The organism is Devosia oryziradicis, from assembly GCF_016698645.1.
Classification (GTDB): domain Bacteria; phylum Pseudomonadota; class Alphaproteobacteria; order Rhizobiales; family Devosiaceae; genus Devosia; species Devosia oryziradicis.
In genome coordinates, this window is record NZ_CP068047.1 from 978,688 (window position 1) to 1,000,483 (window position 21,796).

Sequence of the window (21,796 nt, forward strand, 5' to 3'; positions counted from 1 at the left end):
TTTGCTGGGCTTTTCCTTTGTGGCGGAGGCGATGGGACGAAGGGGCGGGTGAGATGGCGGTTCCCAGTGCGGTGGCGGGGTTGTTGCGGCGTCCGGCAAGGCTGGGCGATGCCGTCTATGCCGCTATCTTCGAGCGCATCATGGCGCTGGAAATTACGCCGGGCGAGCGGATCTCGGTCGATGCGGTGGCACGCGAGCTTGGCGTGTCGCAGACGCCGATCCGCGAGGCACTGACACGGCTCGAGGACGAGGGCCTGGTGCAAAAGACACCGCTGGTCGGCTATAGCGCGACGGCGCGGCTGAGTGCGGACGAAATCACCCATCTCTATGAGATTCGTCTGCAGCTCGAGCCCTTCGCGGCGCGCAAATGCGCCGCGCTGATGCCCGAGGCGGTAATCGAGCAGCTCGAGGCGTTGATCCTTGAGATGGCTGGCCTGAAGAGTGGTGGCGTGGAAGCCTATGCCCAGTTCGCCCAGCTCGACATGGCGTTTCACGACCAGATCGCGGTCAGCGCCGGCAACCCACTCGTTGCGGAGGCGCTTGGACGGCTGCATGCCCATGTCCATCTGTTCCGCCTCCAGGCAAGGGCCGGCGTGCCGGACGATGCCAACCAGGAGCATGCAGCGCTGGTTACGGCGATCCAGGCGCGGGATGGTGATCGGGCCGAAGCCGCGATGCGCGAGCACATCGAGCGTTCGTGGCAGCGTTTCGCCTGACCTGACGCGTCAGCAGGCGACGACGTTGACGGCAAGACCGGCCAGGCTGGTTTCCTTATAGCGGTCGCTCATGTCCAGTCCGGTCTGGCGCATGGTTTCGATGCAGGCATCGAGCGGTACGGCATGGGTGCCGTCGCCTTTGAGCGCCAGCGAGGCAGCAGTGACGGCCTTGACGGCGCCAAAGGCATTGCGCTCGATGCAGGGGATTTGCACGAGACCGCCGACCGGGTCGCAGGTCATGCCCAGGTGATGTTCGAGGGCGATTTCGGCGGCGTTCTCCACCTGCGCCGGCGTGCCGCCCATGATGGCGCAAAGTCCTGCCGCGGCCATGGCCGAGGCGGAGCCGACTTCACCCTGGCAGCCGACTTCAGCTCCCGAGATGGAGGCATTGTGCTTGATGATGCCGCCGATGGCCGCGGCCGTCAGCAGGTAGTCGCGCACCGACTGCGCACCCGCAGCGGCGTTGAACTTGAGGAAGTATTTCATCACGGCGGGAATGACGCCGGCCGCGCCATTGGTGGGGGCGGTGACGACCCGGCCGCCGGCCGCGTTTTCCTCGTTGACCGCCATTGCATAAAGGCTCAGCCAGTCATTGGCCATGAGCGGGGTCAGTTCATTGCGCTGCCACTGCGCGTCGAGCTGGAGGAAGATGCCACGCGCGCGACGCTTGACGTTGAGGCCGCCGGGCATGATGCCTTCCTGAGCCATGCCGCGATCGATGCAGTTGCTCATGACGGTCCAGATTTCGTCGATGCCGCGGTCGAGCGCCGCGCGGCTGCGGGTCACTTCCTCATTGGCCCGCTTCATGCCTGATATGGAGAGGCCCGAAGCGGCTGCCATGGCGAGCATGTCCTTGGCGCCGGCAAAGGGGTAGGGCACATCGGCCTGGTCGGGCGAGGCGTCCTTGAGGGCATCGAGTTCGTCGGCGCTGACCACGAAGCCGCCACCGATGGAGTAGTAGGCCCGCCGCAGGAGCAATTGGCCATCGGCGTCATAGGCGGCAAACTGCAGGCCGTTGGGGTGACCGGGCAAGGCGTTGCGCTTGTCAAAAACCAGATCGACCGCGGGCCGGAAGCGGTATTGCATGTGGCCCGGAGGGTGCACATGGCCACTGGCTTCGACCGCGGCGATGATGGTGTCCATTGCATCGGGGTCGACCGTGCGCGGATCCTCGCCACAGAGACCCAGGATAACGGCGCGGCCGCTGCCGTGGCCGATTCCGGTAAAGGCCAGCGAGCCGTGCAGGCTCGCCGTCAACGCCGCCGGACGCGCATTGGCGGCGCGCGGCCAGTTGCTGGTCTTGAGCTCGTCAAGGAAGCGGCGGGCAGCGGTCATCGGCCCCATGGTGTGGGAGCTCGAAGGGCCGATACCAATCTTGAAGACGTCGAAGATGGACAGAAACATGGGCCCCATTGTGCATGAAAGCGGCCAGGCAGCAATCAACTGGCTGCGCGCATTGTTTCGCAAACGGCAACGGTGCGTGGCCCAGAGGCCGATTGCGCCGGTCGTTCGGGTGGCCGATATGTCGAGCAACACGAACCGGGAGACCGCCATGGCCGACTATCACTATCGCGAAGCACAGGGCACCGACGGACAGGCACCCCTGTTCCTGGTGTTTCACGGCACCGGCGGCGACGAGAACCAGTTCTTCGACCTGGCGGGCCAGCTGCTGCCGGGTGCGCGTGTCGTCGCGCCGCGTGGCGATTTGAGCGAGGGTGGCGCTCTTCGCTATTTCCGCCGCACCGGCGAGGGCGTTTATGACATGGACGATCTGCGTCTGCGGGTTGGCCAGATGATCGCCTTTGTCGAGGCACGCCGGGCAGAGGGAACAGCGCGACAGGTGTTGGGGCTGGGCTATTCCAACGGCGCCAATATCCTGGCAGCGGTGCAGTTCGCCGCGCCCCACCTGTTCGACGCCAGCGTGCTGATGCATCCCTTGATACCCTTTACCCCGAATGAAGCGGACTTTGCGGGCAAACGCGTGCTGATTACCGCGGGCCAGCGCGATCCGATCGCACCGGCGGCAGCGACGCAGCAGTTGAACGACTATTTCGAGGCAAACGGCGCAGCAGCGCGGCTCTTCTGGCATGCCGGCGGTCACGAAATCCGCCAGGAGGAACTGCGTGAGGCGCAGGCCTTCCTCGGCGCAGCGCGCTAAACGAGGGCTGATCTCCATTCCCGGACCCAGGCCAACGTCAGGCAGTTGACGCGGGGGCAGCCGCCTGCCAGCGTCTGCCCAGTTTCAGCCGAAGGTCCGTCCATGTCCGCCAATCGTATCCTGTTCGCTGCCGCCTTGTTGCTGGGTTCGGCAACATCCCTGCCTGTCGCTGCCGCAAGCTTTGATTGTGCCGCAGCCAATACGCCTTTCGAGCATGCGATCTGCGATGTGGGTGAGCTTTCCGCGGCCGATGAGCGCCTTGCCAAGTCGTTCGCCACTGCGACCGGCGGGTTGACCAAGGAGTCGGTGGTGCTGATGCGGGGCGACCAGCGCGCCTGGCTCGACTACGCGCAACGCGCCTGCACGGACGACGCGGAGCCGCTGACCCGGGGCAGTTATCCGGAAGCGGGCGGCTCGTGCCTGGTGGAAAAGTTCAATGCACGCAGCAGCGCCCTCGAACAAAGCCGCATGATCGATGGGCACCGGTTCTTCATCAAGACATTCTACGCCGCGCTGCCTGACCCCAACGAGGTCGATAACCCCGACTCGTACTGGAAGGTGGCGAGCTACGAGGCGGTGCTGCCGCAGCTCGATGCCGACGATGCATGGGCCAAAGGCTTCAATCGCTTTGTGCTGGACGAGGCGGCTCGCAACACCGAGACCATTTCAATGATCGGCGCCGGCAATATCGCTGATCTCGATGCGAGTTCGGACAACAGCCTCAATATCGAGGTCAAGGAACTCGGGGGTACCAGTCGCATCACGCTCGAAGTCGGCACCTACTGGTATGGCCATGGCGCGGCGCATGGCAATTGGAGCATCAGCTACCTTCATTACCTCACCAAGGAAGAGCGCGGTCTGCGCGCGGAGGATGTATTTGCCGGCGATGACTGGCAGGTCGTCTTGCGTGACGCAGCCTGGGCGCAGCTCCAGACGGAGCACAGCGAGTGGCTCCAGGTGGAGTCGCCGGACGACATAGCCGAACTGGTCGTCAATCCCAGCCGCTGGGATCTGTCCAACGACTATGGCCTGGTCATCCAGTTCCAGCCGTATGAGGTGTCAGCCTATGCCTATGGCGCCCCGACGGTGACCATTCCCTGGGAAAAACTCGATGCCATCAAGGCTGAGACGCAGGACCAGGTGCGCTGGGGCTATTGATCAGGCGCGGAGGTCCGCCCATTCAGGGTGGCGGCGGAACTGGGCCACGACATAGGAGCAGAGCGGGGTGATCTTGAAGCCCTGCTCTCGCGCATCCGATATAGCGCGGTTCACCAGCTTTGCGGCAATGCCGCGCCCCTCATATTCGCGCGGCACCCCGGTATGGTCGATGGTGATGGTGCCGTTGGCCGCCTTGTGGAAGGTCATTTCAGCTTCAAATCCGGGCGCCAGATGGATGACGTAGCGGCCGCTTGTGGGGCCGTCCTCGCGGACGACGGTCAGTTCGGTATCGGTCATGTGCGTTTCCTTGCTGATCCCCAATGTGGGGCGGCGGCCGAGGCGCTGCAAGGCTAGATCTTGATGGCGTCTTCCAACAGTTCGGGAAACATGGCGCGTTCGACCAGGAATGGATGGATGGCCATGGCGGCAAGCATGTCTTTGAGCGCCAGGTCGTCCTTGCCCTGCTCCTTGTACATCATCGCGCGACCGACCAGCGCGCCGAAGTGGCGCGGCTCCAATGCCAGCACTTTCTCGATGTCGGCCAGGGACTGCTCGAAATTGCGCAGCAGGTAGTGAATGGTGGCCCGCTGGTTCCAGCCTTCGGCGTAGCTGGGATAGTCGGCGACGATTTCATCGAGCAGGGCAATGACGGCCGGAAAATCCGCTTTGATGCGCAAGGCCAGGACATCCTGCATGCGCGCGGCAAGCATCGGATCGGACGGGGTGGTCCAGTAAATCCAGATCTGGTCGGTTATGCCCTGCGCGGTCGCCGGGTCCGGGGCTGTGCGCAACTCTTCGAAAAGAGCATCGAGTGCGGCGGTTTCCCGCTGGGTTTGCGCCTTGGCTGGCACTATTGAAGCAACGACAGCCAATGGCCCCAGAAGGGCGAGGACGACGCTGATGTGGTCAAGCCAACGGCGCATGATGACGCAAGAGTGATCCTCTTACAGTGCGTCGGCAAGACAGCAGTTCGTGATCAGTGCGCGGCGTCCTCGACGCTCCAGCGGGCCTTGATGGAGCGGCCGAAGCCGCCCAGCCAGGGCGCGAAGAACAACAGGATGCGGCGGTGGTAGTGGATGAGGATGAAAAGGGCGGCCAGGATCAGCGTGCCGACCACGATCACCAGCTCCAGCGACAGCCCGATGGACTTGAGCCAGGCGGTCAGCAACATGCCCGGCAGGATATGTGCGGCCGCCCAGGCAAAGGCGGAGGTGACGTTGATGACGGTGAAGTGCCCGTATCGCATGCCCATGATACCGGCGACGCCGGGTATCACCGCCTTCACGCCGGGGATGAACCGGCCGATGAACACCGCCTTGCCGCCATGCTTGGCGAAGAACACTTCGCCGCGGGCAATCAGTGGCTTGTGATTTTTGAAGGGCCAGACTTCCTTGATGGAGTCTTTGAGGAAGTGACCGATGGTGTAGGAGATGGCGTCGCCGATAATGGCGCCGATCACCGCGGCAAAATAGACTTCCCAGAAGGGCAGGCGGCCCTCGGCGATAATGCCGCCCGCCATGAGCAACACCGGCGTCGACGGCACGAAAAGCCCAAGGATGAACACCGCTTCGCCGATGGCTACCGCGAAGATGAACCAGAAGGTCAGCCAGAAATTGCCCGAAATGGCATCGAGAAAATTCTCGAGATAGGCTGAGACGGTATGGAAGATATCGAACATCAGGCGGTCTCGCGGGGACGGTAGAGCGGTGCGCAGTGCTCACCGACCGTTGACTTATGGCCGCTGAGGCGCTGAGGCTCAAGTACTATCACTTTAGAGCCAACTCATGACCCTTGTTCATCACATGATCGCCAGCGGCCCGCGGCCGGTCGCGCCCTTCTCCCACGCCGTCGAGGCCGACGGCTGGGTGTTCGTCACCGGGCAGATGCCGACCGACCCCGCGGCGCCCGACGCACCGCTTCCCGACGGCATCGCGGCGCAGACCAGGAGGGTGATCGATAACCTCAAGGTCGTGCTGGGAGGGATCGGCCTGGGGCTCGAGCACGTCACCATGGCCCGCATCTACCTGACCCAGTTCGAGCGCGATTATGCCGAGCTCAACGCGCTGTGGCCCAGCTTTTTTGCCGAGGGCAAGCTGCCCGCGCGGACCACCATCGGGGTTACCGCGCTGGCCGTGGGTGCGCTGGTCGAGATCGACTTGGTGGTGAAGCGACCGTAGCGCCTTCTTGCCTCTCCCCGCCGGAGAGGCAGAGAGGCTTAAGCCGAATAGGCCTTCACGTTCTGCTGCTGCTCGCCGAGGCCCTCGATGCCCAGGCGCATGACGTTGCCTGGCTTGAGCCAGACCGGTTCGGGCTTGATGCCCATGCCGACGCCGGGCGGGGTGCCGGTCGAGATGATATCGCCAGGCTGCAGGCTCATGAACTGGCTGACATAGGACACGACCTTGGCAACCCCGAAGATCATCGTGGTGGTCGAGCCGTTCTGGTAGCGCTTGCCGTCGACCTCGAGCCACATCTTGAGGTTTTGCGGATCGGCGACCTCGTCGCGCGTCACCAGCCAGGGCCCGGTGGGCCCGAAGGTATCGCAACCCTTGCCCTTGTCCCAGGTGCCGCCGCGCTCGGTCTGGAAATGGCGCTCGGAGACGTCGTTGATGACGCAATAGCCGGCGACGTGGTCCATGGCGTCGGCCTCGTCGACGTAACGGGCTTCCTTGCCGATAACGACGCCCAGTTCGACTTCCCAATCGGGCTTGATGGCGTTCTTGGGGATGATCACGTCGTCGTTGGGGCCCACGATGGCGCTGGTGGCCTTCATGAAGATGATGGGCTCGGCCGGGATCGGTGCGCCGGTCTCGGCGGCATGGTCGGCATAGTTGAGGCCGATGCAGATGAACTTGCCCACACTGCCGACACAGGCGCCGATGCGCTGGTTGGCATCGAGCTTGGGCAGCACGCCGATATCGGTGGCGCGGATCCTCGCCAGCCCCTCGGGCGTCAGCGCCTGGCCGGCAATGTCGCCAACAACGCCGCTCAGGTCACGGATGGTGCCGTCTTCGGCCAGGATGGCAGGCTTTTCCGCGCCCTTGGCGCCAATGCGGAGCAGTTTCATGCGAGTGGTCCCTTTGCGTTGCGCTTGGCCATAAAGCTGACATGTTAGCCAGTCGAGGCCGACCTTGGTTCAATCCGTTCGGTTGGCGTCAAAATCAGGCGCCGGGACGGATGACGCCCTTCTTGAGGATGATATTGCCATAAAGCCGGGCCTCACCGGTCTGGATGATGGCGGCGGCCGTCTTGGCCCGGTCGTAGAAGGCGAAGCGCTCGATCTTGGAATAGCGCTTGTCGGGCTCGTGACGCGCGATGATGGCTTCGAATTCGTCGTCGATCGGCTGGCGGGCTGCCGGGTCGCCGACGACCTGCATGCCGATGGCGGTCTCCTCGACATATTGGTCGAGCGGCAGCAGCGTCAGGACGGCGTCGAGCATGTCGGTGACGGAAAGGCCATCGGCACGGATCGTCATCGGCCCCAGGAACTCGGCGGGAAAATTGGCGTCGGCCAGGACGATCTCGTCGCCATGCCCCATGGCGCGCAGGGTCGAGAGCAGTTCGGGTCCGAGAATGGGCGGAATGTTCTTGAGCATTATGGGCCTCCCGGGCCGTCGCTATCCGAAGGGGAAAGAGTCGCTGTCACTGCCCAGCGTGTCGCCATCGGCAAAAACGGCTGGGTGCTCGCGGGCAAAGGCGAAGAGTTCGACCATAACCGCGTCGATATGGGCGCGGATGGCCCTGGTAGCCTGGTCCTGGCTGGCGGCGAGGATGCCGTCGAAGATCGCCTGATGCTCGGCAATGGTCAGCGCCAGCCGGCGCGGCGTGATGATCAGGCGGCGGGCGCGGTCAAGGTTGGCGCGGGCCGAATCGATGATGCCCTTGATCTTGGTGAAGCGCATCGAGCGGAAGATGATGTCGTGAAAATCGATGTCGATCTGGTGGAAGGCTTCGGCATCGTCGCGTTCAGCGGCCTCGCGCTGCGCCGCCATATTGGCATGGAGCGCCTCGATCAGTTCGGCGTCATGCGCGCCGATCAGCACGCGCAACGCCTCCGATTCGAGCGCCTTGCGAATGAGCATGTATTCGCGGACATCGGCGATGCGCACCAGCGATACGGTCGAACCACGCTGCGGGGCGATATCGACCAGCCCCTCGGCCTGCAGCCGCGCCAGGGCCTCGCTCACCGGAAAGCGCGAGACGCCCAGTTCGGCGCAGACCATGGATTTGTCGATCACGCTGCCAGGTGGCATGGCCAGCGTGACAATGGCGTGCCGCAGCGCATTGGTGACATCGGCGGTGACATTGCCGCGCGTGAGCGCGGTGGGTCGGGCCAGAAAAGAGTAGGGACTTGCTGCCGATCTCATGCTAACATGTTAGTTAGTGCCGTGGTGCTTTACAATGCCCGTCGCTGCCGGTTGCGGGCGCAATCTGGCGGCAAACGGGTCCGGCGTAAAGCGCAGTTGAGACCCGACCCCGCGAAAGTTCCCGATCCATGTCTGAAACGATGACCCGCCCGCAGCCCAGGACGCTGGTGCTCAATGCCGCCGACAATGTCGCCGTGGCGCTTGCCAATCTCGATGTCGGCAGCGATACGCCGCAGGGGGTCCGCATCGTGCGCCGCGTGCCCAAGGGGCATAAATTCGCCAGCCGTACGATCGCGGCGGGCGAGGCGGTGATCAAGTTTGGCCAGATCATCGGTTTTGCCAAGGAAGCCATCGTTCCGGGCGACTGGGTGCATGAGCACAATTGCGGCATGGGTGGTGCCGACGGCACGCTGACCCATGACTATGCCTTTAGCCAGGGCGTCGTCGCCCCCGACATGGTCCCGCTCCACCAGCGCGCCACCTTCGAGGGTTATCGCCGTGCCAATGGCAAGGTGGGCACGCGCAACTATATCGGCATCCTCACCTCGGTGAATTGCTCGGCCACGGTGGCCAAGTTCGTCGCCGATGCGATCAATCGTTCGGACATCTTGCTCGACTATCCCGAAATCGATGGTGTGGTGCCGTTCGTGCACGGCACGGGCTGCGGCATGGAATCGCGGGGCGAGGGCTTCGACATCCTCAAGCGCACGCAGTGGGGCTATACGTCCAATCCCAACCTGGGGGCCGCGCTGCTGGTGGGGCTGGGCTGCGAGGTGTTCCAGATCGGCCGCATGAAGGAAATGTATGGCATCGAGGAGGGGGAGACCTTCCAGACCATGACCATCCAGGAGCGTGGCGGCACCAAGAAGATGATCGAGTGGGGTGTCGAGAAGGTCAAGGAAATGCTGCCCATCGCTGCTGCGGCGCGGCGCGAGACGGTGGATGCCAGCCACCTGACGCTGGCGCTGCAATGCGGTGGTTCGGACGGCTATTCGGGCATTACCGCCAATCCGGCCCTGGGCTATGCGGCCGATATCCTGGTGCGCAATGGCGGTACGGCCATCCTCAGCGAAACGCCGGAAATCTACGGCGCCGAGCACCTGCTGACCCGACGCGCGATCAACCGGGAAGTGGGCGAAAAGCTCATCAGCCGCATCCATTGGTGGGAGGACTATACCCGCCGCAACCATGGCGAAATGAACAACAATCCTTCGCCGGGCAACAAGCTGGGCGGCCTTACCACCATCCTCGAAAAGTCGCTGGGCGCCGCGGCCAAGGGTGGTACGACCCCACTCACGGCCGTCTATGAATATGCCGAGCCGGTGACCGAGAAGGGCTTCGTGTTCATGGACACGCCCGGCTTCGACCCGGTATCGGCGACCGGGCAGGTTGCCGGTGGCGCCAACATCCTCGCCTTCACCACCGGCCGCGGCTCGGCCTATGGCTGCAAGCCGGTGCCTTCGATGAAGCTTGCCACCAACTCGGACATGTATGCACGCATGACCGACGACATGGATATCAACTGCGGCGATATCGTCGAGGGTGTCTCGATCGAGGACAAGGGCCAGGAGATCTTCGACATGCTGCTCAAGATCGCCTCAGGGCAGCCCACCAAGTCCGAAGAACTGGGTTATGGCGACAACGAATTCGTCCCGTGGCAGGTCGGGGCGACGATGTGAGCACGTAGCAGAAAACGGTCGACTACATCCTCGAGCAGTCAGCCGGCGCCGGCACGATGACGGCCAGGAAAATGTTCGGCGAATACGGCATGTATTGCGACGGCAAGGTCATGGCCTTCATCTGCGACGACCAGTTGTTCATCAAGCCCACCGAGGCGGGCCGCGCCTATCTGGGCGAGGTCACCGAGGCCGAGGCCTATCCGGGGTCGAAGATGTATTTCCTGGTCGCTGGCGATCGCTGGGACGATGCCGATTGGCTGGCGGGGCTGGTCAAGGCAACCGCGGACGCGCTGCCGGCGCCGAAGGCGAAAAAGGCGAAGGGGTGATGGGATGCGCGGCGCCCATGTGGTCATTGCAGGCCGCGTTCAGGGCGTCGGCTTTCGCTACTGGGTCCAGGTGGAGGCGGTCTCGCGCGGCCTTGGCGGCTGGGTGCGCAATCGGCGCGACGGGTCGGTGGAAGCGGTGTTTTTCGGGGAGAATGACGCTGTCGCCGGCATGCTGGAGGCGTGTTGGGACGGCCCTGAGATGGCTGGCGTCACCGCGGTGACGGTAGCAGAGACGGACGAAGTGCCATCGGGATTTGAGATACGCGGCACGGCCTAATCTCTATGAGACCTCATGGTGAGCCAGTCGAACCACGAGGTCGAGCGAGTGGAGACCTCTTATGCCACGACCTCGTCCTTCGACGGGCTCAGGATGAGGTCTACTCGGAGTTGGGTGGGCCCTTCAGCCGATAAACCGACCCCACTCGTTCAGCGCTCGCTCGTGCATCGCCCACGTCCCCCACTGCGTAAGACGCCACGCGCTCCAGTTGATCCACTGGCAAGTCCCGTCGTTCCGGATCGCCGATCAGCACGTCCATTCCAGCGTCCATGCAGCGCTGGAGGAATGGCAGCATGCGCTGGCCGACTTCGGGATTGTAGAACACGTCGCCGGCGGCGATCAGATCAAAGCCCTCGGGTGCGGCGCTCGCGATGTCGACGTCGATCACCTCTATCACGACGCCGTTGGCCGCAGCGTTGAGCGCGATGGCGGCGCGGCCGTTGGGGTCGATCTCCGCGGCGCTTACGATCGCTCCAGCCTTGGCCGCAGCGATGCCCACCAGGCCCGAACCGGCTCCGAGGTCCAGCAGGCGCTTGCCTCCTGCCAAGTCCGGATGCACCGCGAAGTGGTGTGCCAGTGCCAGCCCACCCGCCCATTGATAGGCCCAGTAGGGAGCATCACCATCAGGCGCCGACAGCCGCGACAGCCGGCTGCCGGGATGGGCGGTGTAGAGCACGATATCAGGCAGCGACGGCACGGGGTCGAGCCGGAGGTTCTGCCTGATGAAGTCGGCAGGCTTCAAGGCGTCTGCAGGCCCGTTGCGCTCACATAGGTGGCCATCACGTACTGGCTGCAGGTAATGAACAGCCGATTGCGCCGGGGGCCGCCGAAGACCACGTTGGAGGTCTTGGCACCGGTCTTGATGCGGCCGAGCAGCGCCCCTGCCGGGTTATAGACGTTCACGCCCAGACCCGCGCTGGTCCAGACATTGCCTTCGGTATCGAGGCGGAAGCCGTCGGGCAGGCCGGAATCGACGTCGGCGAAGACCTTCGCGTTGGTCAGCACACTGCCATTGACATCGAACTGCCGGATATGGGCCGGCCAATCCGGGTCGTGGCTCTGGCCGGTATCGGAGACATAGAGGACGGATTCGTCGGGCGAGAAGGCGAGGCCATTGGGCTTGGCGAAATCGTCGGCCACCACGGTCAGCGAGCCGTCCGAGGGGTCGAAGCGATAGACGAAGCAGCCAGCCTGTTCCTGGTCGGACTTGTAGCCTTCGTAGTCGCTGAGGATGCCGTAGGGCGGGTCGGTGAACCAGATCGTGCCGTCGGATTTGACGACGACGTCATTGGGCGAATTGAGCCGCTTGCCCCGATAGCGGTCGACCAAGGTAGTCACCGTGCCATCGGGCTCGGTGCGGAGGACCGCCCTTGCGCCATGCGAGCAGGAAATGAGCCGGCCCTGGCGGTCCCGGGTATTGCCGTTCACGTAGTTGGAAGGCGTGCGGAAGGTGGTCACCCCCAGCTCCGGCACCCATTTGAGCATGCGGTTGTTGGGAATGTCGCTCCATACCAGGAAGTTGCCATCGGCAAACCACACTGGCCCCTCGGCCCAGCGGCAGCCGTCATAGAGCACTTCAAGCGCCGCAATGCCGATCGCCAGGTCGTAGAATTTCTTGTCGATGAATTCGAGCGCGTCCCCGCCGATCGCCATGCCGTCTCTCCCGTTTGGCCGCATTTGACGGCATGGGTTGGCAGGTGGCAAGAGCCTAACAACAGGTCGCATTGACGACTAACATGTTAGTTGCTAGGCAGGCCGAACCGATGCCGGAGTGCCTCTGAATGCCCAGTCTCGACAAGATACTGACGGTCGACGAGATGAAGCAGAAAGCGCGCCGAAGCGTGCCCAAGATGTTCTTCGATTATGCCGACAGCGGCAGCTATACCGAAGGCACCTATCGCGACAATGAAAGCGATTTCGGCAAGATCAGCCTCAAGCAGAAGGTCGCGGTCAATCTGAAAAACCGCAACCTCAAGACACGGATGCTGGGCCAGGAAATCACCATGCCGGTGGCCATCGCGCCGGCAGCGACCGGGGGCATGCAGATCGCCGATGGTGAGATCAAGGCGGCGCGCGCTGCCGAGAAATACGGCATCCCCTTCACGCTCTCGACCATGAGCGTCTGCTCGATCGAGGACGTTGCCGAGAACACCTCGGCGCCATTCTGGTTTCAGCTCTATGTGATGCGCGACCGGGGTTTCATCGAGCGGCTGATTGACCGCGCCAAGGCGGCCAAATGCTCGGCGCTGGTGCTGACCATGGACCTGCAGATCCTGGGGCAGCGGCACAAGGACATCAAGAATGGCCTCGCCACGCCGCCCAAGCTCAATGCCCATTCGCTCTGGCAGATGATGCAGCATCCGGTTTGGTGCATGCGTATGCTTGGGACCAGGCGACACACCTTCCGCAATATCGTCGGCCATGTGAGTGGCGGCCATGACCTGGCTTCGCTCTCGTCCTGGACGGCCAGCCAGTTCGATCCGGCGCTCGATTGGGCGGATGTCCGCTGGGTCAAGGAGCGGTTCGGCGGTCCCGTCATCGTCAAGGGTGTGCTCGACCCCGACGACGCACAGGCGGCGATCGACAATGGTGCCGACGCGATCGTGGTATCCAACCATGGCGGCCGACAGCTCGACGGCGCGCCGTCCACCATTCGCGTCCTTCCCGAGATCGTCGATCGCGTTGGCCACAAGACCGAGGTCTATCTCGATAGCGGCATCCGCTCGGGGCAGGATGTGCTCAAGGCCATGGCCTTTGGCGCCAGGGGCACCTTCATTGGACGGCCGATGCTCTACGGCCTGGGGGCAGGCGGGGAAGCAGGCGTGACGCGCGTGCTCGACATCATCCGCAAGGAGCTCGACACCACGATGGCCCTGTGCGGCGAGCGCGACATCCTCAACTTCGGACTGCACAACATTTATTCGAACGACATTCCGCCGCGGAATGCGCCGGCCTATCCCCGATAGGGCGGTCTTGAGCTCACGTCGCCCTCGGTCAACTGCGAATAGACAGCGCCGGCAACGGCCTTCATCTGGGCTTCGGGCAGCGTGCCGACCACCGTGCAGGTTATACGGGCATTGGCCCAATAAAAGGCTTCGGCACCGTCCTGGCTGGCGAATTGGTAGGCAGGCTTCCCATCCGGCAGGGCCGCGGTCACATAGATGGTGACGCGCTGCTGGCTCGCATCTTCATACATCAACTGTGCCGCCCGGCCGCCCGCATCGGGTTCGCCCGGCAGCAGCCGTCCGCCGACCAGGCTGAAACCCTGGGCGGTCAGATCAGGCATGCCCAGCGTCGTATCGAGCCGGTTGGAGAGCCAGGTGCTCAGATGTTCGCTGTCGTCGCTGCCCACCTCGACGGCATGGCGGTTCTCGGCGACGTAGACGGCATGGGCGTTGACGGCGTCGGCAATCAGGGTCGCGCTGGCCGGATTTGGATCAAGGAGCGGGCGGGCGAACCAGCCTGCGCCAAGGCCCAAGCCGAGCAGCACGACGGCGGCCGCCGCCCAGCCCCAGGGCTGACCGCGACGACGGCCAATCTCGGCCGACAGCCGTTGCGGCTTGAGGCGGACGGGAACATTCTCGGCTCCCGCAGGGGCGAACAGGGTGCGGATGGCGTCGTTCTGGCGCTGCAGCAAGGCAACTTCCGCAGCCGCATCGGCATTGGCGACAAGATAGGCTTCGACGGCGGTCCGCTCGTCCGGTGACAATTGCCCATCGGCATAGGCCATGAGCTGATCGCGACTGATCTGGCTCATTTGACTGTCCTCAAATGCGGTTCGGCCGGGGTGCCAGTCAGGGTGCGCAGCGCGGCGCGGGCCCGGCCCAGCCGGCTCATCAGCGTGCCTTGCGGGATCTTCAGGATTTCGGCAGCCTCGCCATAGGCGAGCCCCTCAAGGGTAACGAGCAGCAAGGCTTCCTTTTGCTCCAGTGGCAGCAAGTCGATGGCGCGCGCCATTTCCGCCAGCGCGATGTGTCCCGGCTGCGGCGCTGGGATCGATGGCTCGGGAATGGTATGGAAGTCGACGCTTTCGCCGCGCCGGCGCGATGCCCGCAGGGCATTGCGATGCAGGTTGAGCAGCATCGTGAACAGCCAGGCGCGGACCGGCCCCGAAGGGCGAAACAGGCCGCGCCTGGAAATGGCGCGTTCCAGGCAGTCCTGGACCAGGTCATCGGCCAGGTCGACATTGCGGGTCAGCGCCCGGGCATAGCGCCTCAGGGCCGGCACACAGGCTTCGAGCTGATCGAGGAAACTGTCCACGGATGCCCAGGAAAGATTATTCTACTGCAAGATGCCAGACGCCACCGACGCCGTCACCCTTGGTGTCGCCGGCAGCGGTGTCTTCATACCAGTAATAGAGCGGCCAGCCCTTATAGGCCCACATGGTCGAGCCGTCGTCGCGGGTGACGAGGGTGAAGTCGCCATCGGCAGCGGCACCGGCGTCGGCCATCAGCGGCGGCCACTTGACGGCGCAATCGCCGTTGCAGACGCTCTTGCCGTCGCCCTTGGTATCCTTGTCGAAGGTATAGAGTGACATGCCATTGGCATCGGTCAGCACCATCTTGCCGCCGATATCGGTGGACTTGACGGCGCCGCCGAGAAAGTCGGTGGCAAAGGCCGGCATCGCGAGAAGCGCCAGGGCAGCCGCACCGGCGAGAAGCGAACGAAACTGCATGGGATATTTCCTCCATGTTGCGGGACCGCCGCTGCGGCCCTCGGAAGCGTCAACACCGGGCGGAGGGCTTTATTCCGCGGGCAATGAAAGAATTTCGTCGAGGCATCTGCACCAGCAGGGTGGGGGCAAGTCCAATCGTTGATTTGCAAAGCTTTCGTGACATGCCATGAAGGTTGGCGATGCAAACGACGGGGAGGTCGCGGGTGTCGGTAGCCCTGACCATTACGCGCATTATCGATGAAATCAGCCGCCGCGTCGGCCTGGTGGCCGTATGGCTGGTGCTGCTGTCAGCGCTGCTGAGCGCGTTCAACGCCCTTTTCCGCTATTCGATCGGGGCGATGATCTCCATCGAGCGCAGCATTGGCGGCGGCTTTTTCGGCGGAATGGTGGCGCTCTACACCAACTATTCAAGCGGGTTGTCAGAAGCGGTCTGGTACATGTTCGGCGGCATGGTGATGCTGGGCGGAGCCTGGACGCTCAAGATGAACGAGCATGTGCGCGTCGACCTGCTCTACGGTGCGATCAGCGAGCGGGCCCGCACCTGGATCGACCTGCTGGGCGGGTTGTTCTTCCTCATGCCGCTCTGCATCATGCTGATCTATTTCACCTGGCCCTGGTTCGTGCAGGCCTGGGTGCAGAATGTCACATCGAACGCGGCGGGCGGTTTGCCGCGCTGGCCGGTGCGCCTGATGCTGCCGCTGGGCTTCGGCGTGCTCATGCTGCAAGGCATTGCCGAGATCATTAAGTGCATCCTGGCCCTGACCACCAACTATCACCGCGAATTCGCCTACGAGAAACCCATACAATGATCGACCTCATCCGCGAGAACATGGCGCCGATCCTGTTCGGGGGACTGGTCGTCTTCCTCATCATTGGGTATCCCGCGGCATTTTCGCTGGCCGCGGTAGGTCTGTTCGGTGGCCTGGCGGCCATCGAGCTGGGCCTGATCACGCCGCTATTCTTCGGCAACCTGACCTATCAACTCTACGGCGTGCTCAGCAACGAGCTGCTGCTGGCCATCCCCTTCTTCACCTTCATGGGGGTGATCCTGGAAAAGAGCGGGCTGGCCGAGGATCTACTGGATGGCTTCGGTCAGTTATTCGGCAGCGTGCGGGGCGGGCTGTCTTATGCGGTGATCATCGTTGGCGCCATCCTGGGTGCCATCACCGGCACGGTCGCCGCCTCGGTGATCGCCATGGGGCTGATCTCGCTGCCGGTCATGATGCGCTACGGCTACAATGTGCGCCACGCCACTGGCGTCATCGCCGCATCGGGCACCATTACCCAGCTGATCCCGCCGTCGCTCGTGCTCATCGTGCTGGCGGACCAGCTGCAGAAATCGCCGGGCGAGATGTATATCGGGGCCACCGGCGCCTCGATCGTCCAAGTCCTGCTGTTCATGGGCTGGGTGTTCATCCTTTCCATCTTCCGGCCGCAGGATGTGCCGGCACTGCCGCCAGAGGCGCGGGTGCTGCGCGGTTGGCCGCTCTGGGCCAAGATCATCCGGGGCACCGTGCCCAGCCTGGCGCTGATCTTCATCGTGCTCGGCACGATCCTGCTCGGTCTTGTGACCCCTACCGAAGCCGGCGCCATGGGCGTGGTCGGCGCCATGCTCCTCGCCTGGTTCAATGGCCGGCTCAAATGGTCGATCACGTGGGAAGGCATGGTTTCGACCATGCGGCTCACCGCCATGGTGGTGTTCATCCTATTGGGCGCGCGCGTCTTCAGCCTCGTGTTCCAGGGCGTGGGCGGCGGTCACTGGATCGAGGACATGCTGAGTAACCTGCCTGGCGGCGTGGTTGGCTTCCTGATCTTCGTCAACATCTTCATTTTCGTGCTGGCGTTCTTCCTCGATTTCTTCGAAATCGCCTTCATCGTCATTCCGCTGCTGGCGCCGGTGGCGGACTCGATGGGCATCGACCTGGTGTGGTTCGGCGTCATGATCTGCGCCAACATGCAGACCAGCTTCATGCATCCCCCGTTCGGCTTTGCCCTGTTCTACCTGCGCGGCATCGTGCCCCGCGACAAGGTCAAGACACGTGATATCTACCTGGGAGCAATCCCGTGGCTGGTTTTGCAGCTGATCCTGGTCGGCCTGCTGATCGCTTTCCCTGAGCTGGTGACCTTCTTCCTCAGCAAGGAAGTGGATGTCGACCTGAACACCATCGAAATCGTGTTGCCGCCAGCGGGCGGTGGCGAGACGGCGCCCGGCTTTACAGCCACGCCGCCGCCCAATTTCGGGGAACCGGCTCCGGCCTATACACCGCCTCCGGCACCGGTGTTCTGACGGTGCAGTCGGGACTCCTCTCCCGTTTACGGGAGAGGGGGACCACGCGTAGCGTGGTGGAGAGGGGTGCAACAAGCGCGGAGCTTGGGAATGCGGTCACCGGACTTCATTCGTGAGAGGGCAAAGACGCTCCGACGCGCCATGACTCAGCCAGAGCGGACGCTATGGGCGCTGCTGAGGCGCAACCGCATGGGGCTACACTTTCGGCGGCAGCATCCGATCGGTCCGTTCGTGCTGGATTTCTACTGCGCGACGGCCAAGCTTTGCATCGAGTTGGATGGGCCTTCGCATACCGAGCGTGCCGAGTACGATCAGCGGAGGACAGCCTGGCTTGGTCGAGAAGGTGTGCGTGTTCTGCGGTTTTCCGTTGAAGAGGTCGAGACTCGGTCTGCCGTGGTCCTGGCTGCCATCGCGCAAGCGGCACCCCCCTCCACCGCCTGACGGCGGTCCCCCTCCCCCGTGAACGGGGGAGGAGTCCTGACTGGGCATATTGTCTTACAACTTCCCAGCGCGCTGCTGGTTTTGCATGAAGGAGTCGAAGTTGAGTTCGGCAACCTGGTTCCACAGGTAGTGATCCTTGCGGAATGCCGTGATCGAATCCCAGATGGTCTTGAAGGCCGGGCTCGAGGCCGAAAGCTCGGTATAGGTCTCGTTGGCGGCCTCGAAGCTGGCTTCCATGATTTCCGGGCTGAAGGGACGCAGCTGCGCGCCGGCTGCCACCAGCTTCTTGAGCGCGGTGGGGTTCACGTAGTCATATTTGGCCAGCATGTCGGCACTGGTCGCCTGGCATGCCGTCTGCAACAGGGACTGATAGGCGGGCGGCAGTTCTTCGAACTTGCCCTTGTTGATCAGGGCATGGACGGTCGGGCCGCCTTCCCACCAACCCGGATAGTAGTAATAGGGCGCCACCTTCTGGAAGCCGAGCTTCTCGTCGTCATAGGGGCCGACCCATTCGGCAGCGTCGATCGTACCCTTCTCAAGGGCATTGTAGATTTCGCCGCCGGGCATCGGCGTGGGGATGACGCCGAGCTTGGTCAGGATGTTGCCGGCAAAGCCGACGCGCATCTTGAGGCCCTGCAGGTCGGCGACGGTGTTGATCTCCTTGCGGAACCAGCCGCCCATCTGGGCGGCAGTGTTGCCGCAGGGGAAACCGACGATGTTGTAGCCGGCCAGGAACTCGTTGGTGATGTCGAGGCCGCCGCCATGATAATACCAGGCGCTCATGCCGCGGGCATTGAGCGAGAAGGGAATGGCCGCCATGGCCGCCCAGGCGACATCCTTGCCCGAGAAGTAGTAGCCCACGGTATGGGCCATTTCGATCGTGCCTTCGGAGACTGGATCGACCACTTCGAGTGGCGGAACCAGTTCGCCGGCGGCGAATACGTCGATAGTGAAGTTGCCGTCGGTGGCTTCGCTCACATATTTGGACAGTGTCTCGGCGCCGCCATAGATGGTGTCGAGGCCCGGCGGAAAAGACGAAGCCAGACGCCAGGTAACCTTGGGGTTGGCCTGGGCAATGGCCGGCATGGCCAGGCCCGTGGTGGCTGCGACGGCACCGGCACCGACAGCGCCCGCCTTGGTGAAGAACTTACGACGATCCAACTGCAATCCTCCATGTTGCGGCCGTCACCCTCCCGTTCCGGCCTTGCATGGACAATACACTGGGCACAGGCGGAGTAAAGCTGTGGTGCGGCAAGTCCTTAGGCGACGCACGGGCGGACTACCTAATTGACAAATAAATTTGTCTAATCTAGCTTCCGGCCATGCAGGGACCGTCTCAGGCAAGCTTGATTGATGATGCCGACAAGGCGCTGATGGCGCTCGACCCCATCAAGCGGCGCTTGCTGACGGCGTTGCGCGAGCCGGGATCGGCCGCCAGCCTTGCCAAGCAACTGGCCCTGCCACGCCAGCAGCTCGGCTATCACCTCCGCGCCCTGGAAGGGGCAGGGCTGGTCAGGCTGGTCGAGGAGCGCAAGCGGCGCGGCTTCGTCGAACGGGTGCTCGTCGCGGCGGCTGATGCCTTTGTGCTCGATCCGGCGATGCTGGGCTCGGCTTCATCCGTCGATGCGCAGGACCGCCATGCGGCAGCCTATCTGGTCGAGGCGGCAGGCTCCGTGGTGCGCGACGTCACCCGCATGCGCGGCGCTGCAGAAGCCGCGGGGCAGCGGTTGCTGACCTTTACCATCGAGGCGGATGTGGCATTCGCCCAACCGCAGGATTTCGAGGATTTTTCCGACGCGCTGGCCAAGGCCGTTCGCGAACTGGCGGCGCGCTACGCACCCGGCCCAGACCGGCGAGCCTATCACGTGATGATCGGCGCGCATCCAGCGGTAGCTGGTCGCCCGCCCAAACCGATAAACTGAGGAACAGAACCGTGACGCAACACGACAAGCAGGTGGTTGTCGACATCACCATCGCCGCTCCCCTCGAGACGGTCTGGGCCGCCCTGCGCGATCCAGCACAGATTGCCAACTGGTTCGGCTGGGATGCGCCGGGGCTGGCCGAGGAAATCAAGTTCATCTTCATCGATGGCGCGGAGGCAAACGAGGCGCGACACGTCGTGCAGTTTGGCGAATGGGAAGGGGCGTCCGATGCGATCGAACTCACTGCGGAGGGTAACGCCACGCGGCTGCGGCTGGTGCGGGCCGGTGGCGCGCCGATCGACTGGACGGGGGTCTACGAAGACATCAGCCAGGGCTGGGTCAACTTCTTCCAGCAGTTGCGGCTCGCGCTCGAACAGCATCCGGGCGAGCAGCGCCGCACGATTTATCTCTCCGGGCCCGGCAAGGCGGGGATCGGCGAGCCAAGCGCCACGCTGGGTCTCGGCGAGGCGGCCAATCTGGCACAGGGCAACGCCTATGCTGCGCGGCTGGCGCCGGGCGACACCGCTTCGGGCACGGTCTGGTACCAAACGCACTTCCAGACAGCACTGACCGTGGAGCAGTGGGGCGACGGTCTGCTTGTCGTCACCGACATGGGCGTGTCGCCCAAGCGCCCGCATGGCGGCGGTTCGGTGCTGCTGACGACCTATGGGCTCGACGATGCCGCGTTCGGCGCATTGGAGCGGCGGTGGCAGGATTGGTGGGCGGCGCGATACCCCCAGCCAGCGGCTTGAGCATTTGCTCACGCGGCTGGTGACAGGCCCGCCAAAGATGGTATGTGGCTGCCAACTATGCTGGGAGGCAACTGCATGTTCGTCGTTGGTGGGGAAAGCCTGGTTGATCTCGTTCCGGCCAAGCCAGGACCGGCCGCCGAGCGCCAGCCTGTAGCCGGCGGGTCCCCGTTCAACTGTGCCATCGCTTTGGCAAAGCTTGGCAACCAGACCGGCTTTCTCTGCCCTATCAGCACCGACGACTTTGGCGACATGCTGCTGGCGCCGCTCGCTGCGGCTGGCGTCAAGGTCCTGATCGAAAACCGGGTCGATGCCCCTACGACCAAGGCCATCGTCACGTTCAACGAGAAGATGCAGGCCAGCTACGAGTTCGAGCGCGGCGCCGAGCGGGCCTTTACCCGCGATGGCCTGGTCTCCGCCCTGCCTGGCGGGGTTTCGCTGCTCCAGCTCGGCGGCTTCGTGCCGATCGAGCCTGATGATGCCGCCGCATGGCTTGCCGTGGCCAACCAGGCCATTGCCGGTGGTGCCACGATGAGCATGGACATCAATGTCCGACCGCTGCTGGTCAATGACGAGGCCACCTATCGCCGTCAGCTGTCGCAACTGCTGGACCTGGCGCACGTGATCAAGCTGTCGGACGAAGATCACGAATGGCTCGAACCCGGCATGAGCCTCGAAGAGCATGCGCGGCGCCTCCTCGCCCGGCCCAACTGCGAGCTGGTGGTGATCACGCTGGGCGAGGCCGGTTCGCTGGCTTTCACCAGCGGCGCCACGGCCAGGGCGCCGATCTACGCGCCACCGGTCTTTGTCGACACAGTCGGCGCCGGTGACAGCCTCATGGCCGGTGTGCTGACGGCACTCTCGGAAAAGCAGGCCTTGCGCCCCGGTACGCTCGGCGCTCTTGGTGTCGCAGATCTCGAAGACGTCCTGCGCTTTGGCGCTGTCGTGGCTGGCATCAACTGCGGCCGCAAAGGTTGCCAACCGCCGACGCGGGCGGAAGTGGATGCCGTGCTCGGGAAATAATCCCGGCCGAGCCATTAA

General features: G+C 63.7%; 27 protein-coding genes. 14 read left to right on the plus strand and 13 right to left on the minus strand.

Going from position 1 to position 21,796, the window contains the following annotated elements; all coding sequences use genetic code 11:
* Nucleotides 1-53: 53 nt before the first annotated feature.
* Nucleotides 54-716: a GntR family transcriptional regulator gene (locus tag JI749_RS04950; protein WP_201660060.1), complete on the plus strand. Its 663-nt coding sequence runs from the start codon at nt 54-56 to the stop codon at nt 714-716.
* Between the two features lie 9 nt (nt 717-725).
* Here the strand turns inward: JI749_RS04950 and JI749_RS04955 are convergent, their stop codons facing one another.
* Complete coding sequence (locus JI749_RS04955; RefSeq protein ID WP_201660063.1) at nt 726-2,120, minus strand: L-serine ammonia-lyase; 1,395 nt, start codon at nt 2,118-2,120, stop codon at nt 726-728.
* Nucleotides 2,121-2,268: 148 nt separating this feature from the next.
* Here JI749_RS04955 and JI749_RS04960 point away from each other — a divergent pair, with 148 nt between their 5' ends.
* Entirely contained in the window at nt 2,269-2,874 is a 606-nt protein-coding gene (locus tag JI749_RS04960; protein WP_201660068.1) for an alpha/beta hydrolase, read from the plus strand.
* Nucleotides 2,875-2,976: 102 nt separating this feature from the next.
* On the plus strand, nt 2,977-4,032 hold the full coding sequence (locus tag JI749_RS04965) for a DUF3298 domain-containing protein (RefSeq protein ID WP_201660072.1): 1,056 nt from the start codon (nt 2,977-2,979) through the stop codon (nt 4,030-4,032).
* Here JI749_RS04965 and JI749_RS04970 read toward each other — a convergent pair whose 3' ends face one another.
* Genes JI749_RS04970 through JI749_RS04980 form a run of 3 tightly spaced genes read right to left on the minus strand, consistent with a single transcriptional unit; the run spans nt 4,033 to nt 5,710 of the window.
* The gene (locus JI749_RS04970) at nt 4,033-4,329 is read right to left on the minus strand and encodes a GNAT family N-acetyltransferase (RefSeq protein WP_201660075.1); all 297 of its coding nucleotides are present in this window, start codon (nt 4,327-4,329) and stop codon (nt 4,033-4,035) included.
* Between the two features lie 53 nt (nt 4,330-4,382).
* Nucleotides 4,383-4,955: a tetratricopeptide repeat protein gene (locus JI749_RS04975; RefSeq protein ID WP_201660078.1), complete on the minus strand. Its 573-nt coding sequence runs from the start codon at nt 4,953-4,955 to the stop codon at nt 4,383-4,385.
* Between the two features lie 53 nt (nt 4,956-5,008).
* Nucleotides 5,009-5,710, minus strand: a complete 702-nt coding sequence (locus JI749_RS04980) for a DedA family protein (RefSeq protein WP_201660081.1) — start codon at nt 5,708-5,710, stop codon at nt 5,009-5,011.
* Nucleotides 5,711-5,816: 106 nt separating this feature from the next.
* On the opposite strand from JI749_RS04980, the gene JI749_RS04985 reads away from it, so the two are divergent.
* Complete coding sequence (locus tag JI749_RS04985; protein ID WP_233280871.1) at nt 5,817-6,209, plus strand: RidA family protein; 393 nt, start codon at nt 5,817-5,819, stop codon at nt 6,207-6,209.
* 38 nt (nt 6,210-6,247) lie between these two features.
* Here the strand turns inward: JI749_RS04985 and JI749_RS04990 are convergent, their stop codons facing one another.
* The 3 genes from JI749_RS04990 to JI749_RS05000 form a co-directional block, all read right to left on the minus strand.
* The gene (locus tag JI749_RS04990; RefSeq protein WP_201660085.1) at nt 6,248-7,099 is read right to left on the minus strand and encodes a fumarylacetoacetate hydrolase family protein; all 852 of its coding nucleotides are present in this window, start codon (nt 7,097-7,099) and stop codon (nt 6,248-6,250) included.
* Nucleotides 7,100-7,193: 94 nt separating this feature from the next.
* Nucleotides 7,194-7,628, minus strand: a complete 435-nt coding sequence (locus JI749_RS04995) for an RbsD/FucU family protein (protein WP_201660090.1) — start codon at nt 7,626-7,628, stop codon at nt 7,194-7,196.
* Between the two features lie 21 nt (nt 7,629-7,649).
* The gene (locus JI749_RS05000) at nt 7,650-8,399 is read right to left on the minus strand and encodes a GntR family transcriptional regulator (RefSeq protein WP_201660093.1); all 750 of its coding nucleotides are present in this window, start codon (nt 8,397-8,399) and stop codon (nt 7,650-7,652) included.
* Between the two features lie 128 nt (nt 8,400-8,527).
* Between JI749_RS05000 and JI749_RS05005 the strand changes: the two genes are divergently transcribed.
* Genes JI749_RS05005 through JI749_RS05015 form a run of 3 tightly spaced genes read left to right on the plus strand, consistent with a single transcriptional unit; the run spans nt 8,528 to nt 10,681 of the window.
* Nucleotides 8,528-10,078, plus strand: a complete 1,551-nt coding sequence (locus tag JI749_RS05005; RefSeq protein ID WP_201660096.1) for a UxaA family hydrolase — start codon at nt 8,528-8,530, stop codon at nt 10,076-10,078.
* A gap of 26 nt (nt 10,079-10,104) precedes the next feature.
* On the plus strand, nt 10,105-10,404 hold the full coding sequence (locus JI749_RS05010) for a TfoX/Sxy family protein (RefSeq protein WP_267911666.1): 300 nt from the start codon (nt 10,105-10,107) through the stop codon (nt 10,402-10,404).
* Between the two features lie 4 nt (nt 10,405-10,408).
* On the plus strand, nt 10,409-10,681 hold the full coding sequence (locus JI749_RS05015) for an acylphosphatase (protein ID WP_201660102.1): 273 nt from the start codon (nt 10,409-10,411) through the stop codon (nt 10,679-10,681).
* A 100-nt stretch (nt 10,682-10,781) separates the two neighbouring features.
* On the opposite strand, the gene JI749_RS05020 is transcribed toward JI749_RS05015, so the two are convergent.
* Entirely contained in the window at nt 10,782-11,423 is a 642-nt protein-coding gene (locus JI749_RS05020; RefSeq protein ID WP_233280872.1) for a class I SAM-dependent methyltransferase, read from the minus strand.
* Complete coding sequence (locus JI749_RS05025; protein WP_201660105.1) at nt 11,420-12,334, minus strand: SMP-30/gluconolactonase/LRE family protein; 915 nt, start codon at nt 12,332-12,334, stop codon at nt 11,420-11,422. Before JI749_RS05025 ends, JI749_RS05020 begins: the two co-directional genes overlap by 4 nt.
* Before the next feature lie 128 nt (nt 12,335-12,462).
* On the opposite strand from JI749_RS05025, the gene JI749_RS05030 reads away from it, so the two are divergent.
* The gene (locus JI749_RS05030) at nt 12,463-13,647 is read left to right on the plus strand and encodes an alpha-hydroxy acid oxidase (RefSeq protein ID WP_201660108.1); all 1,185 of its coding nucleotides are present in this window, start codon (nt 12,463-12,465) and stop codon (nt 13,645-13,647) included.
* On the opposite strand, the gene JI749_RS05035 is transcribed toward JI749_RS05030, so the two are convergent.
* Genes JI749_RS05035 through JI749_RS05045 form a run of 3 tightly spaced genes read right to left on the minus strand, consistent with a single transcriptional unit; the run spans nt 13,635 to nt 15,356 of the window.
* On the minus strand, nt 13,635-14,438 hold the full coding sequence (locus JI749_RS05035) for an anti-sigma factor family protein (RefSeq protein ID WP_201660111.1): 804 nt from the start codon (nt 14,436-14,438) through the stop codon (nt 13,635-13,637). The two genes, JI749_RS05030 and JI749_RS05035, sit on opposite strands and share 13 nt — an antisense overlap.
* Entirely contained in the window at nt 14,435-14,941 is a 507-nt protein-coding gene (locus JI749_RS05040) for a sigma-70 family RNA polymerase sigma factor (protein ID WP_201660114.1), read from the minus strand. The genes JI749_RS05035 and JI749_RS05040 overlap by 4 nt, the downstream gene beginning before the upstream one ends.
* Nucleotides 14,942-14,957: 16 nt before the next feature.
* A complete protein-coding gene (locus JI749_RS05045) occupies nt 14,958-15,356 on the minus strand; it encodes a COG4315 family predicted lipoprotein (RefSeq protein WP_201660118.1) in 399 nt (132 codons plus the stop codon).
* A 203-nt stretch (nt 15,357-15,559) separates the two neighbouring features.
* Between JI749_RS05045 and JI749_RS05050 the strand changes: the two genes are divergently transcribed.
* From JI749_RS05050 to JI749_RS05060, 3 genes are all read left to right on the plus strand, one after another.
* Nucleotides 15,560-16,165, plus strand: coding sequence for a TRAP transporter small permease subunit (locus tag JI749_RS05050; protein WP_233280873.1), 606 nt, complete (start codon nt 15,560-15,562; stop codon nt 16,163-16,165).
* Entirely contained in the window at nt 16,162-17,643 is a 1,482-nt protein-coding gene (locus JI749_RS05055) for a TRAP transporter large permease (RefSeq protein WP_201660124.1), read from the plus strand. The genes JI749_RS05050 and JI749_RS05055 overlap by 4 nt, the downstream gene beginning before the upstream one ends.
* Nucleotides 17,644-17,784: 141 nt before the next feature.
* A complete protein-coding gene (locus JI749_RS05060) occupies nt 17,785-18,084 on the plus strand; it encodes an endonuclease domain-containing protein (protein ID WP_233280911.1) in 300 nt (99 codons plus the stop codon).
* 54 nt (nt 18,085-18,138) lie between these two features.
* On the opposite strand, the gene JI749_RS05065 is transcribed toward JI749_RS05060, so the two are convergent.
* Entirely contained in the window at nt 18,139-19,245 is a 1,107-nt protein-coding gene (locus JI749_RS05065) for a TRAP transporter substrate-binding protein (RefSeq protein WP_233280874.1), read from the minus strand.
* 185 nt (nt 19,246-19,430) lie between these two features.
* Between JI749_RS05065 and JI749_RS05070 the strand changes: the two genes are divergently transcribed.
* The 3 genes from JI749_RS05070 (at nt 19,431) to JI749_RS05080 (ending at nt 21,778) form a co-directional block, all read left to right on the plus strand.
* The gene (locus tag JI749_RS05070) at nt 19,431-20,006 is read left to right on the plus strand and encodes an ArsR/SmtB family transcription factor (protein ID WP_201660131.1); all 576 of its coding nucleotides are present in this window, start codon (nt 19,431-19,433) and stop codon (nt 20,004-20,006) included.
* 11 nt (nt 20,007-20,017) lie between these two features.
* Nucleotides 20,018-20,758, plus strand: a complete 741-nt coding sequence (locus JI749_RS05075) for an SRPBCC family protein (RefSeq protein WP_201660133.1) — start codon at nt 20,018-20,020, stop codon at nt 20,756-20,758.
* A 75-nt stretch (nt 20,759-20,833) separates the two neighbouring features.
* Complete coding sequence (locus JI749_RS05080; RefSeq protein ID WP_201660136.1) at nt 20,834-21,778, plus strand: carbohydrate kinase family protein; 945 nt, start codon at nt 20,834-20,836, stop codon at nt 21,776-21,778.
* Nucleotides 21,779-21,796: the final 18 nt, after the last annotated feature.

What these genes read in the sequence shown, in the direction of transcription:
- JI749_RS04975 (WP_201660078.1), bottom strand. Translation starts at nt 4,955, where the DNA reads ATGCGCCGTTGGCTTGACCACATCAGCGTCGTCCTCGCCCTTCTGGGG.
- JI749_RS05060 (WP_233280911.1), top strand. Translation starts at nt 17,785, where the DNA reads ATGACTCAGCCAGAGCGGACGCTATGGGCGCTGCTGAGGCGCAACCGC.
- JI749_RS04965 (WP_201660072.1), top strand. Translation starts at nt 2,977, where the DNA reads ATGTCCGCCAATCGTATCCTGTTCGCTGCCGCCTTGTTGCTGGGTTCG.
- JI749_RS05000 (WP_201660093.1), bottom strand. Translation starts at nt 8,399, where the DNA reads ATGAGATCGGCAGCAAGTCCCTACTCTTTTCTGGCCCGACCCACCGCG.
- JI749_RS04995 (WP_201660090.1), bottom strand. Translation starts at nt 7,628, where the DNA reads ATGCTCAAGAACATTCCGCCCATTCTCGGACCCGAACTGCTCTCGACC.
- JI749_RS05055 (WP_201660124.1), top strand. Translation starts at nt 16,162, where the DNA reads ATGATCGACCTCATCCGCGAGAACATGGCGCCGATCCTGTTCGGGGGA.
- JI749_RS04980 (WP_201660081.1), bottom strand. Translation starts at nt 5,710, where the DNA reads ATGTTCGATATCTTCCATACCGTCTCAGCCTATCTCGAGAATTTTCTC.
- JI749_RS05045 (WP_201660118.1), bottom strand. Translation starts at nt 15,356, where the DNA reads ATGCAGTTTCGTTCGCTTCTCGCCGGTGCGGCTGCCCTGGCGCTTCTC.
- JI749_RS04990 (WP_201660085.1), bottom strand. Translation starts at nt 7,099, where the DNA reads ATGAAACTGCTCCGCATTGGCGCCAAGGGCGCGGAAAAGCCTGCCATC.
- JI749_RS05005 (WP_201660096.1), top strand. Translation starts at nt 8,528, where the DNA reads ATGTCTGAAACGATGACCCGCCCGCAGCCCAGGACGCTGGTGCTCAAT.
- JI749_RS05015 (WP_201660102.1), top strand. Translation starts at nt 10,409, where the DNA reads ATGCGCGGCGCCCATGTGGTCATTGCAGGCCGCGTTCAGGGCGTCGGC.
- JI749_RS04950 (WP_201660060.1), top strand. Translation starts at nt 54, where the DNA reads ATGGCGGTTCCCAGTGCGGTGGCGGGGTTGTTGCGGCGTCCGGCAAGG.
- JI749_RS05025 (WP_201660105.1), bottom strand. Translation starts at nt 12,334, where the DNA reads ATGGCGATCGGCGGGGACGCGCTCGAATTCATCGACAAGAAATTCTAC.
- JI749_RS04970 (WP_201660075.1), bottom strand. Translation starts at nt 4,329, where the DNA reads ATGACCGATACCGAACTGACCGTCGTCCGCGAGGACGGCCCCACAAGC.
- JI749_RS04955 (WP_201660063.1), bottom strand. Translation starts at nt 2,120, where the DNA reads ATGTTTCTGTCCATCTTCGACGTCTTCAAGATTGGTATCGGCCCTTCG.
- JI749_RS04960 (WP_201660068.1), top strand. Translation starts at nt 2,269, where the DNA reads ATGGCCGACTATCACTATCGCGAAGCACAGGGCACCGACGGACAGGCA.
- JI749_RS05080 (WP_201660136.1), top strand. Translation starts at nt 20,834, where the DNA reads ATGTTCGTCGTTGGTGGGGAAAGCCTGGTTGATCTCGTTCCGGCCAAG.
- JI749_RS04985 (WP_233280871.1), top strand. Translation starts at nt 5,817, where the DNA reads ATGACCCTTGTTCATCACATGATCGCCAGCGGCCCGCGGCCGGTCGCG.
- JI749_RS05030 (WP_201660108.1), top strand. Translation starts at nt 12,463, where the DNA reads ATGCCCAGTCTCGACAAGATACTGACGGTCGACGAGATGAAGCAGAAA.
- JI749_RS05035 (WP_201660111.1), bottom strand. Translation starts at nt 14,438, where the DNA reads ATGAGCCAGATCAGTCGCGATCAGCTCATGGCCTATGCCGATGGGCAA.